The following is an 11,843-nucleotide window of genomic DNA, read 5'->3' as shown; positions in this document are numbered from 1 at the left end:
ACACACTCACCGAAGAAAAAATCTATTACAACAAGAAAGACAACGAACTTGACCCCCAACAGGGCAACTGAAAACGAAAAATCTCGAGGCATCGACCGGAACGATGTCTCGAGACTTCACAGGGTGCCCGGGGCGGGACTTGAACCCGCACGTTCTTATCGAACACTGGCACCTGAAGCCAGCGCGTCTGCCAATTCCGCCACCCGGGCAGGGTGTGGTTGTCTTAGCGACTTGATAAAGATACCACGAAAAGCGCATTAAACTACAAATCTGCAGGAAAAGTGGATTATTTCGAGGAGGGGGTGGCGAAATTTCTGGGAACTTTCGCGTCGCCATCTACGTTTCGAGGGAGTGAACAAACTATACTGATCGCTACTGATCGCTGCATGGTGGAAAGGAGAATGGCTCGTGGCGTTTTTAGAAAAGCTGGCGAAGCTGGACTCCGCCATGCAACGCGGCCTTGATAACGGCATGGCCCTTGTCTTCGGCGGCAAGGTCGTTCCCGCGGAAATTGATGAGCTTTTGAAGCAAGAGGCTCAGGACAATCTCGCGCGCGGCGACGATGACAACCTTTATAGTCCGAACGTAATGACTGTGGGTGTCTCCTCCAAGGATTTGGAGAACTTGTCGCAGGATCGCAATTTGCCGGCCGATTGTGCAGACCAGTTGTCGCGCTTCATTCGCAATAGCGGATGGTCCCTTGCGGGCCCCGTGATCGTGCGGGTGGCGGAGGAATCTGGTTTGCGCACGGGTCAGCTTCGCGTGTCCTCGTTTATTGATCACGAGCCCACGGAAGAGACCGGTTTTGAGGCTATTTTCCACGACTTTGATGGTCAGGAGGACCAGATGACCGAGCAGCACGACAATACCGCCGATGATGCAGTAACTACCGCTTTCATTGCTCCAGATAGTCAACCCGCCCCGCAGCCGCAGGGCCCAGCAGTCAACTTGATGCTGCAGGACGGCTCGTCCCGCGTGTACCACGTCCAGGAAGGCTCCAATATTATCGGCCGCAGCAATGACGCGGACCTGCGCCTGCCGGATACGGGTGTTTCCCGCCAACACGCGGAGATCACCTGGAACGGCCAAGACGCAGTGCTGGTGGATTTGCAGTCCACCAATGGCACCACGGTGAATGAAACGCCGATTGATAATTGGCTGCTTGCCGATGGCGACGTGATCACCATGGGCCATTCCCACATCGAGGTCCGCATTACGGGCCTTGATTCGCACAGCTACTAAGTTCAGTTAAGGAAGGGAGGTCGCCATGGATGCAGTCATCATGCTGGCGCTTCGCATCGGCTTGTTGGCTCTGCTCTGGATTTTTATCCTGGTGGCCTTGAACGCCATGCGCCGCGATACTAATAAGTCTGCTGGTGCTATCCGCCAGCAGTCGAAGAAGGTTGGCGCACCGCGGCGTCGGGAAGCGATTAAGCAGCTGTCCATCGTGGAGGGGCCCCTGCAGGGCTCCCATATGGAATTGGGCACGTTGGAGGACTGCACGTTGGGCCGCGCCTCTGACTGCGATTTTGTCACGGGCGACGATTATTCTTCTGGCCACCATGCCCGGCTATTCCGCCGCGGCAGCGAATGGGTTGTGGAGGATTTGGAATCTCGCAATGGCACCTTTGTCAATGGCGTGCGCATCGACCAACCCGAGGTAGTCGGCGCGGACTCCGAAATTAAGCTGGGCCGCACCACCGTGAGGTTGAACGCATGACACTGAAGCTGAACTTCTTTGCTAAGTCCGATCGCGGCCTCATTCGCGATAACAACGAGGACTCGGGCTACGCCGGTCCTCACCTTTTGATCTTGGCCGATGGCATGGGTGGCCACGCGGCAGGCGAGGTGGCCTCCGAGCTGATGGTCAACCACCTAGAAATTTTGGACCAAGATCCGGGCCAGGAAGACACCAAGGCCCTGCTGGAAGCGGCCGCCGACCAGGCCAACGAGGCCATCAGTGACCACGTCAAGGCGCATCCAGAAACCGAAGGCATGGGCACCACGCTGTCCACCATGCTCTTCAACGGCACGGATTTCGGCGTCTGCCACGTGGGAGATTCCCGGGGCTACCTGCTGCGCGACGGCAAGCTCAAGCAGATCACCAAGGACGATACCTACGTGCAGTCCTTGGTGGATAAAGGCGAGCTGGACCCGGGCGACGTCTCGTCGCACCCACAAAAGTCCCTCATCCTAAAGGCCTATACGGGCCGTCCGGTTGAAGCAACGCTGTTTACTCTCGACGCCAAGCCGGGCGACCGCATCTTGCTGTGTTCCGATGGCCTTTCGGACCCCGTGACCGCGTCCACCATTGAAACCGCGCTGGGTCAAGGCAGCATCGAGCAGGCCGGATCCACCCTAGTGGACCTGGCTATCCGCTCGGGCGGCCCGGATAATGTCACCGTCGTTATCGGTGAAGTAACTGAAGAAAAGCCCAAGGAACATGAGCCGTTCCGCGTGGGCGCGCTCGCCGGCCCGACGGAAGAGCCCACCCACCCGGATTCTTCTGCGTCGCGGGCGGCACAGCTCTCCCGCAAGCCGCAAGTAATTCCACCGGCCGTCATGGCCGAGGGCGAGGACGAGCGCCCCGAGCCTGCTGACGACGAAACGGAGGACGAAACTTCCGGCCGAAAGATCGGCTGGAAGGTCCTCATTGCCTTGCTCATCGTGCTCGCGCTGGTCATTGGGGCCGGCCTATGGGCGAAAAACTTCTTGTCCAATAATTACTACGTGGCCACCAACGAGGCGCAGGAAATCACCATCCAACAGGGTGCTGACTACTCCGTCTTCGGCAAGGAACTACACTCCACGCACCAAAACGTGTGCATTAATGACAGCAACTCGCTGCTCTTTTCCGGCCAGCCCTGCGAGGGCGACTTCACGCCGCTGAAGGTCACGGACCTGCCGGAATCTGAACGCAGCGCCGTCGACCATCTCTCCACTGGTGATCTCGGTGAAGTGCAGCAGCAGATCAATGATTTGGGCGATAAGGCGCTCAAGCCATGTATCACTGCGCCGAGCCAAAAAGATAAGAAGGATGCCAAGAAAAACAAGCCTGGCGTCACCTGCCGGGAGGTGTAGGTTGTGAAAAAGTTTTTTAGCCGAGGAACCGAGCTCGGCCTGCTCATCCTAGCCGCCATTGTCTTCGCTATTACCCTGGTCAGCCTGGAACTTTCCCAGGACAACGCCCTGACCATGGACCTGGTTTATCTCATTGGCGGGTTCATTGGCGTCTTTACCGTCGCCCACTTGGTGATGTGCTTCTTGGCACCTTATGCCGATCAGATCGTGCTGCCCATCGTGGCGATCCTCAATGGCATCGGGCTCATCATGTTGGCCCGCCTAGATCTGGTTAAAGAAAGCGGGCTCGCGGTGCGTCAGGTCATGTGGACCGTCGTCGGACTCGTACTCTTCGTGCTGGTCTTGGCCATTTTGAAGGATCACCGCTCGCTGACGCGCTACTCCTATATCTTGGGCGCCGCAGGCCTTGTCCTGCTGGCCCTGCCGCTGGTATGGCCGCAGCCTGCGGACGTGGAGGCACGCATCTGGATAAACTTGGGTCCCTTCTCCATCCAGCCGGGTGAGTTCTCCAAGATCTTGCTGATCTTGTTCTTTGCCATGCTGCTGACGCAGAAGCGCTCCCTGTTTACCGTGGCGGGATACCGAGTACTGGGTATCTCCCTGCCGCGCCTTCGCGACCTCGCACCCATCTTGATCGTGTGGGCCATCGCGATCGTCATCATGGGCATTTCCAATGACTTCGGCCCGGCACTGCTGCTGTTTAGCACCGTCCTCGGCATGCTATTCATGGCCACCGGCCGGGTGAGCTGGCTGCTTATCGGTGTCGTTCTCGTCGGCGTCGGAGGTCTTGGCATCTACCAGATTTCCTCCAAGATCCAGCAACGCTTTTCCAACTTCCTGGATCCGCTGGGTAACTATGACGTCACGGGTTTCCAGCTCTCCCAATCGCTATTCGGCTTGTCTTCCGGCGGCATCTCTGGCAGCGGCTTGGGCGAGGGGCATCCAGAACTAGTTCCGGTGGCCCACTCGGATTACATCCTTGCTGCAATCGGTGAGGAGTTCGGCCTCATCGGCCTCGCCGCCGTGCTGGTGCTTTTCGGTATGCTGACCACCCGCGGTTTCGGCACCGCGCTGCGCACCCGCGATACCTACGGCAAGCTGGTGGCCTCCGGTCTTTCTCTTACCTTGGCCGTGCAGGTCTTCGTGGTCACCGGCGGCATCTCTGCCCTGCTGCCGATGACCGGCCTGACTACGCCATTCATGTCTGCCGGTGGTTCCTCTCTCATGGCTAACTACGTGTTGTTGGCGATTCTGCTGCGGATCTCTAACGCGGCTCGTCGCCCCATGCAGGAGACCTCGGGCAATGCTCCGAGCGATACCTCCATGTTCCCGTCGGTCCAGGAGGCTCACCGATGAATCGATCCATCCGCCTAGTGTCGCTGTTCGCCATCATTTTGACCGCCATTTTGCTGGTCAATATGACGGTAATCCAGGCTTTTTCTGAGGATAAGTACGCCCATAATCCGCGCAATATGCGTGGGTTTATGGAGATGCAAACCACCCCGCGCGGCCAGATCTTTGCGGGCAATACCGTGCTGGCGCAGTCCACGCAAAACCCGGATGAGACCTACTCGCGCTCCTACCCCATTGATTCGCCGGCCTTTGGCAACCTGACCGGTTACCTGTCTAGCCAATTTGGTGCCTCGGAACTTGAGTCATCCCAAAATGACATCCTCAATGGCACCGACGACTCCCTGATGAAGCAGAATTGGCTCGACGCACTGGCCGATAAACCGAAGCAGGGCGCCAATGTAGAGGTCACCATCGATCCTGCGCTCCAGCAGGCGGCCTACGATCAGCTCGTGGGTCCTGGCTACGAGGGCTCTGCGGTTGCCATTCAGCCTTCGACCGGCAAGATCCTTGCCATGGCCTCCAACCCTGGCTATAACCCCAATGATCTAATGGGTGATTCTGCCGAGGAGACCTGGGCCAACCTGCAGGAGCAGGAGGGGCAGCCGCTGGTCAACCACGCCGGTGCAGAGACCTTGCCTCCTGGCTCCATTTTCAAGATCATCACCACCGCGGCGGGCCTTAACAATGGCTTTGATCCTTCCTCCACCCTGACCGGTTCCAATGTCATTACCTTGCCGGATACGGTGACGGAGCTGACTAACTACGCCAACCAAAAGTGCAATGGTCAGGATGCGGTAACCCTGCAGACCGCCTTTGCGCTGTCGTGCAATACCGCCTTTGTAGAAATGTCGGAGCAGCTCGGCGCTGATGAGCTGCGCAAGTACGCCAAGGCCTTTGGCGTGGGCGAGAATTACGACCTCGGCGTGTCTACCTCCGCCGGCACCTTGGGTGATTTGCCGGATGGGGCGGCCACGGCGCAGTCCGCCATTGGCCAGCGCGACGTCACCATGACCGCGCTGCAGGCAGCCGTCATGGCGGGCACCGTCGCCAATAAGGGCACCCGCATGCAGCCCTACCTGGTCAATCGCATTACCGACGCCCAGATGAAGGACGTCCGCACCACCAAGCCGAAGAAGGCAGACCAGGCGGTTAATGAGGAAACTGCGGCGACGCTTACTGACTTGATGTATGCCTCCGAGCGTTCGTCCTGGGGCTATGACGGTAACGGCTTTGCCTCCAAGACCGGCACCGCCGAGCACGGCGAGGGGCTGGCCCCGCATGTGTGGTACGTTGCCTTCGATCCGGAACGCGATATCGCGGTAGGCGTCGTGGTGAAAAATGGTGGTAACTTGGGTGAGTCCGCGACGGGCGGCAAGGTTTCCGGCCCAATTGGCCGCGCTATCCTGCGCGCATACCAGGGGGAGCAGTAATGAATAGCGCCGAGAATAAGGAACATCTCCAGGCACTGATTGGCAGCGATTACGAGCTGCAGTGGATCATCGGTCACGGCGGAATGTCCACCGTGTGGTTGGCCGATGATACCCGCAATGATCGTGAGGTAGCGCTCAAGGTTCTGCGCCCGGAATTTTCCGATAACCAGGAGTTCCTCTCGCGCTTTCGCAACGAGGCAAAATCGGCCGAATCCATTCAGTCCGAGAACGTGGTGGCCACTTATGACTACCGCGAGCTAGAGGATAACGGCCGCAAGTTCTGCTTCATGGCCTTGGAGTATGTGCGCGGTGAATCCCTCGCAGACCTTTTGGCGCGCGAAAATACGCTGCAAGAAGAGCTCGCTCTCGACGTCCTCGAGCAGGCGGCGCATGGCCTCTCCATCATTCACCGCATGGAGCTGGTCCACCGCGATATTAAGCCCGGCAACCTCCTCATTACGCAAAATGGCCAGGTCAAGATCACGGACTTTGGCATTGCCAAGGCGGCTGCGGCCGTGCCGCTGACCCGCACCGGCATGGTGGTGGGTACCGCGCAATATGTATCGCCCGAGCAGGCACAGGGCAAGGACGTCACGCCGGCTTCCGACGTCTATTCGCTCGGCGTCGTCGGCTATGAAATGCTCGCCGGCAAGCGCCCTTTTACCGGAGATTCCTCCGTGTCCATCGCCCTGGCCCACATCAACCAGGAGCCGGAGCCACTATCGACGAATATCAGCGCCCCGGCTCGCGAGCTCATCCGCATTGCGTTGCGCAAGGACCCGGCGACCCGCTACGCCGATGGCAATGAGTTCACTCTGGCCATCTCCGCAGTTCGCTTGGGCAAGCGCCCGCCGCAGCCTAAGTCCGCCCCGCTAACGCAACGCGCACCCGAGCCCTCTCCGTCCGCATCGACGGAGATGTTGGGCAACGTTGCCCAGCCCACCACGATCCATCCGGCTGCGGGCACTGCTGCGCACAAGGAGTCCAAGGGCGGATCCTCCTTCCTGAAGGGCCTGGGTATCACCCTGCTCCTCGCAGCCGTGGCCGGTGGTGGTTACGCTGCCTACCACAACTTGAGCGATAACGAGGGAGAAAGCGACCCCTCCAGCACACCGGAGACCTCGGTGGTTACGGAGTATCGCGATCCCACCACCACCCCGCAGGACACCCCGGACGAAGATACGGAAGAGGCCCCGGAGCCGGTGACGGTGACAGAGACGGAGCCGCAGGAATCCAATCTGGAAGAAGCCCCCCGCACGACTCACCGCGAGGCACCCACGCGCCACTCGCCTACTCGCCAGGAACAGCCCCCGGCCGTAACAACGCAACAGAATCCGCAGGATACGCACGTTGAAACTACACCTGAGCTGGATACTCCAGTAAACTCGCAGGCTAATGAGCTCCCCGGAGACTTGGCTGATCTACTTACACAGGAGGGTGACTAAGCGATGGTCAATGACCGCTATCGGAGAGGCGAGATCATCGGCGCCGGCGGCATGTCTGAGGTCTATGCTGCCGAAGACACCGTCCTAGGCCGCCAAGTAGCGGTAAAGATGCTCCGCCCGGAAATGGCGCGCGACGTCAACTTCCGTGAGCGTTTTTACCGCGAGGCGCAGAACTCGGGCAAGCTGAATCACCCCAATATCGTGGCGGTTTATGACACTGGCGAAACCGATCTGGATGGCATGACCATCCCTTATATCGTCATGGAGCGGGTCAACGGCCGCACTCTGCGCGATATCATTCGCGAGGATGGCGCTCTGTCCGCCCAAGAAGCGGCGGATATCCTCAAACCGGTAGCGGATGCGCTGCAAGCCTCGCACGAGGCCGGGATTATCCACCGCGATATCAAGCCGGCGAATATTATGCTCACCAACACCGGCCAGGTGAAGGTGATGGACTTCGGCATCGCCCGTGCCTTGGATGATTCCACCTCGGCGATGACGCAAACTTCCGCCGTTATCGGCACCGCCCAGTACCTTTCCCCGGAGCAGGCCCGCGGTAAGAACGCGGATGCTCGCTCGGATGTCTATGCGCTGGGCTGCGTACTCTATGAGGCACTCACCGGCCATACTCCTTTTGAGGGCGAAACCCCCTTTGCGGTTGCGTATCAGCATGTGCAGGAAGAGCCGACGCCGCCGTCGGAGCTCATTGCGGATCCCTCGCTGACTCCTACCCAACGCGTCAATATCGATGCGGTGGTACTTACGGCAATGGCCAAGCACCCGGCGGATCGTTATCAGTCCGCTTGGGAGATGGCCGGCGATCTGGAGCGCCTGCGCAACGGGCAGGTCACCGCTGCAGCGCGCATGCACGTCAACGAGGAAGAAGACGAGCAGCCTACCGAAATGGTCGGCGCCGCCGCACCAGCTGCGGCCGCGCACCGCGCGCCAATCCAGTCCACCCGCCCCACCGAGGACGATGACAATCAGGGTGGCGGCTGGATGAAGTGGCTGGCAGCCTTCCTGGCCGCCCTCTTGGTGGCCATCGTGGGCTACTTCGCCTGGGATTTCTTCTCCAACGATAAAGACTCTGAGGATAAGCCACGCCAGACCCAATCGGCCCGCGAGGACAAAATCACCGTGCCCGAGGTGGAAAACCGCCCGCGCAACGAAGTTGTCAAGGAACTAGAAGACATGGGTCTGCAGGTCACCGTCAATGAGGAGGCCAACCCGGATATTCCACGCAATAATGCCATCCGCATTAATCCGGCCCCAGGCTCCGAGCTGCAGAAGAATGCCTCGGTCACGCTGACTGTGTCCTCCGGCAAGGAGATTACGGACGTTCCGGATATCACCGGCATGACCTTGGACGAAGCCTCCCATGCCCTCGAAGAGGCGGGCTTGGCACTCAACTCCGACGTTTCGGAGGAAAACGATGAAGCACCAGCCGGCCAAATCATCAAGCAGGATCCGGCCGGCGGCACGCAGCTGTCTAAGGGATCGAAGGTACGGGTGACGGTATCTAAGGGCGTCGAAAAGAGGCGCGTGCCCAATGTTTCCGGAATGAATGTAGAAGATGCCCAGAGCCGCCTCGAATCCAGTGACTTTGATGTAGACGTGCGCGAGGTCGATTCCTTGGAGCCGAAGGGCACGGTGCTGAGCGTATCCAATGAGGGCGCGGAGCTGGAAAAGGGCAAGCCGGTCACCGTTGAGGTCTCCAATGGCATGCTCTTTAAGGCTCCTGACCTGGTAAGACAGAGTCAGAAGCAGGCCGAAGATGAACTCCGCGCGGCTGGGTGGACTGGCCAGCTGGTGCCGGGTGAGCCCGTGCCTACCGGCGCGCTGGTGGATAACAATAAGATTGGCTGGGCCTCTGTGAATCCAGGCGATACCATGCGTAAGGATCAAAACATTGAGGTCCGCCTGTGGAATTTCGACCCCGCTGCACTTCTGCCGCAGCCATAGCTGCTGGTATCCTAAGGTCTCAGTACGAACTTAGATAAGAACTTAAATCTAGAAAAGGTATCTTATGCCGAAGTCAAAGATTTCTCAGAGCTCCTCCGTCCCTACCTCGAGCTCTGCTACCAACCGCACCCCCGTCAAGATCAATTCGGAGGGCACCCCGAAGTGGTACGTAGCCATCATGCTAGGCCTGATGGTCATCGGCTTGCTGTGGCTCGTGGTCAATTACCTCGCTGGCCAGGACATCCCGTTCATGGCGGACCTCGGCGCTTGGAATTATGGCATCGGTTTTGGCTTGGCCATCATCGGCCTGCTGATGACCATGGGATGGCGCTAAGCTAGACCTCCCAGCCTGTTCCCTCGCTCCCTGGTTCCTGTAGGTGGCGAGGGTTCTTCATATCTAGGAGCCACATGTCTCGCCATATTCTTGCTGCTGGCCTCATCATTTCGGTGGCCTACGCGGCCGTGCACATCGCGTTTTCCGATACCACCCTACTCACCGGCGCCGCTCCCCTCCGCCTTTCCGTGCGCAACTACCTAGGCAACGTCCTGGGCTCGGGCATGGTGTGGGGAATCTTTAGCTACCTCATAGGCAAGAATTTTTCGGGCCGGTGGCTCAAGGCACTCCTGGCCGGTACGGGAATTATCATCTTGATGCTGGCCGTGCACTACGCCTTGCTCGTGGTCTTCGGTGTGTACAACTGGCGCGAGGCATTTGCGTACAACTCCCAGTGGTTTATCCTGGCGCTCATCTCTGGACCGGTATTGGGGCTGGCCGGCGCGGCCTCGGCCCAGTTCCGGTGGTTCGACTATCTCGCCGTCCTAGGCTTCCTCCTCGAGCCTGTCATAGCAGGGCTCGTCCCAGGCAGTTCCTACTTGCCCCGCACCACGACCATTCCTGGGTACTTCGCCGCTGCGACTCTCTGGCTCATCGGCGCGGGCCTCTTTTTCTGGCAGCGCCGCCTTTCCACCCGCTGAGCGCTTCCTCCGCTGCCCACCATCCCGGCATACCGTGCACTCCAGCACCGGGAGCGGCGGAGCTGGAGGCCATATATACTCCCGGAGCGAGGCGATGCGGATGGGGCGAAAGGCGTGGCCGCAGGAGAGTTTGCAGCCCAGTCATGGATCCGCCGGCGATATCGCCTCCCACCAGGTTGGGATTCCACCGCTCCAGTTCGGCCGGGCTAGTGGCGTGGGTAGCCAGGATGGTATCCCGAAAACCGGGGGCAAAGCGTTCGATCTGCGCAGTAATCAGCTCGGTTACCTCACCCGGATAGCGCTCCGCATAGCCGCGCGGGACGTGCGCATAAGTCCACAGCGTAAGCCCTCGGGAAGGGTCAGCCACGTATTGTTGGCATGCCAATACTAGGGGTCGCTCGGGCATGCGCCGCTTGCCGACGTCCCCCTCTGCCCTACAGATCTCCTCCACCGTGCCTCCCACATGCACGGTGCCGGCCTGGCCCACGCGCGGGTCGGTCCACGGCACGGGCTCGCTGAGGTGGAAATCCACTTTGAAGACGGCGCTGCCATATCGCCAGCCTGCCAGGCTCCGGCGAACACGGCTGGGAAGCTCCAGTCCCGGCAGACCCAGGATCTGCCGCGGGGTCAGGTTCAGGATGGTCGCATCGGCTTGAGGCAGCTCCCGCGGATCGGTGACCTCGCATCCGGTGTGGAGGCGGGCGTGGTGGGAGCGCAGGAGGTTAAGGAGGGCGTCGATAAGAGCGCCGGTGCCACCCTCCACCACGGGCCAGCCGCGGGTCATGCCCAGCCCGCCAAAGAGTAGGCCGAACGCTGAGGTAAAAGGCGTGGTCGGCGAGGTAATCGCGTGGACCGCGCTGCCTGCAAAGAGCGCGCGGGCCTGGGGTGTGCGAAAGGCCGCCCGCGCCAAGCTGCTGGCGGGCAAGACTCCGGCCGCGCCAAATTGCGCCAAGCGCACGGGTCTTTCGGGCCACCGCACCAACGGGGTAAGCGCGTTATCCACATGCTCATCGATGTGGCGGACGATGTGCCCGTGTAGCCGCCTCCACGCCTGGGCATCGGCTCCCAACTCCGCCGCCGTGTCCGCCAAGGAACCGTGCAAGATCCCGGCCGGCGCGCCTTCTAGCGGATGGGCCATGGGATAAGGCGCGTTGCGCCACCGCAGACCGTGGGCTTCCAGGTCGAGGGCGCGAAAGGCCGGGCTCGCTACGCCAAAGGGGTGCCCGGCCGCGCCGAGATCCACAATCGTGCCCGGGAAAATCTCCGCGGAGGATGCCGCTGCACCACCGGCCCGGCCGGCGCGCTCGTAGATATCCACCCGCCATCCGGCCATAGCCAGCCGCGCCGCGGCCGTGAGCCCATTCGGGCCTGCGCCGACGATCACAGCGCGAGGTTGATAATCCACAATGCTCCTTATGCAGGTCAATGCCCAAATTTATCAGTCTTGTTAACACAATGGGTAGAAAGTTATCCACAGGCTGTGGAGAAAACCTGTGAAATGTGAATTTCACACAATTATTAACACCCTGTGGATAACTGTTTTCACGGGCTTCCACAAGCTGATTTTCGCGCTTTCGCACGGGCCAGACCAGCGCGA

At 60.0% G+C, this 11,843-nt stretch carries 10 protein-coding genes and 1 tRNA gene; 9 read left to right on the top strand and 2 right to left on the bottom strand.

Annotated elements, in window-relative coordinates; translation table 11 throughout:
* Positions 1-124: 124 nt before the first annotated feature.
* Positions 125-209, bottom strand: a tRNA-Leu gene (locus tag MHK09_RS05165).
* Positions 210-408: 199 nt separating this feature from the next.
* Between MHK09_RS05165 and MHK09_RS05160 the strand changes: the two genes are divergently transcribed.
* The 9 genes from MHK09_RS05160 to MHK09_RS05120 all read left to right on the top strand — a co-directional run bounded on the left by MHK09_RS05160 (position 409) and on the right by MHK09_RS05120 (position 10,246).
* A complete protein-coding gene (locus tag MHK09_RS05160) occupies positions 409-1,242 on the top strand; it encodes an FHA domain-containing protein (RefSeq protein ID WP_250412880.1) in 834 nt (277 codons plus the stop codon).
* Positions 1,243-1,267: 25 nt separating this feature from the next.
* Complete coding sequence (locus MHK09_RS05155; protein ID WP_005329668.1) at positions 1,268-1,720, top strand: FHA domain-containing protein FhaB/FipA; 453 nt, start codon at positions 1,268-1,270, stop codon at positions 1,718-1,720.
* Complete coding sequence (locus tag MHK09_RS05150; protein ID WP_250412878.1) at positions 1,717-3,081, top strand: PP2C family protein-serine/threonine phosphatase; 1,365 nt, start codon at positions 1,717-1,719, stop codon at positions 3,079-3,081. Before MHK09_RS05155 ends, MHK09_RS05150 begins: the two co-directional genes overlap by 4 nt.
* 3 nt (positions 3,082-3,084) lie before the next feature.
* Positions 3,085-4,437, top strand: a complete 1,353-nt coding sequence (locus MHK09_RS05145) for an FtsW/RodA/SpoVE family cell cycle protein (protein ID WP_250412876.1) — start codon at positions 3,085-3,087, stop codon at positions 4,435-4,437.
* Positions 4,434-5,864: a penicillin-binding transpeptidase domain-containing protein gene (locus MHK09_RS05140; protein WP_200436177.1), complete on the top strand. Its 1,431-nt coding sequence runs from the start codon at positions 4,434-4,436 to the stop codon at positions 5,862-5,864. The genes MHK09_RS05145 and MHK09_RS05140 overlap by 4 nt, the downstream gene beginning before the upstream one ends.
* Positions 5,864-7,309 (top strand): serine/threonine-protein kinase, encoded by a 1,446-nt coding sequence (locus tag MHK09_RS05135; RefSeq protein ID WP_250412875.1) that lies wholly within the window; start codon positions 5,864-5,866, stop codon positions 7,307-7,309. The genes MHK09_RS05140 and MHK09_RS05135 overlap by 1 nt, the downstream gene beginning before the upstream one ends.
* A 3-nt stretch (positions 7,310-7,312) precedes the next feature.
* Positions 7,313-9,271 carry a Stk1 family PASTA domain-containing Ser/Thr kinase gene (gene pknB, locus MHK09_RS05130; protein WP_250412873.1) on the top strand — a complete coding sequence of 653 codons (1,959 nt, stop codon included), beginning with the start codon at positions 7,313-7,315 and terminating at the stop codon, positions 9,269-9,271.
* A gap of 64 nt (positions 9,272-9,335) precedes the next feature.
* Positions 9,336-9,605 carry a cell division protein CrgA gene (gene crgA, locus MHK09_RS05125; protein WP_005326260.1) on the top strand — a complete coding sequence of 90 codons (270 nt, stop codon included), beginning with the start codon at positions 9,336-9,338 and terminating at the stop codon, positions 9,603-9,605.
* Positions 9,606-9,679: 74 nt separating this feature from the next.
* Complete coding sequence (locus tag MHK09_RS05120) at positions 9,680-10,246, top strand: hypothetical protein (protein WP_250412871.1); 567 nt, start codon at positions 9,680-9,682, stop codon at positions 10,244-10,246.
* Here the strand turns inward: MHK09_RS05120 and MHK09_RS05115 are convergent.
* The gene (locus MHK09_RS05115; protein WP_250412870.1) at positions 10,197-11,651 is read right to left on the bottom strand and encodes a phytoene desaturase family protein; all 1,455 of its coding nucleotides are present in this window, start codon (positions 11,649-11,651) and stop codon (positions 10,197-10,199) included. The genes MHK09_RS05120 and MHK09_RS05115 overlap by 50 nt on opposite strands.
* Positions 11,652-11,843 lie beyond the last annotated feature (192 nt).

The organism is Corynebacterium tuberculostearicum (assembly GCF_022347235.1).
GTDB classification, from domain to species: Bacteria; Actinomycetota; Actinomycetes; order Mycobacteriales; family Mycobacteriaceae; genus Corynebacterium; species Corynebacterium tuberculostearicum_F.
This window is presented reverse-complemented; position numbering and strand designations above follow the sequence as displayed.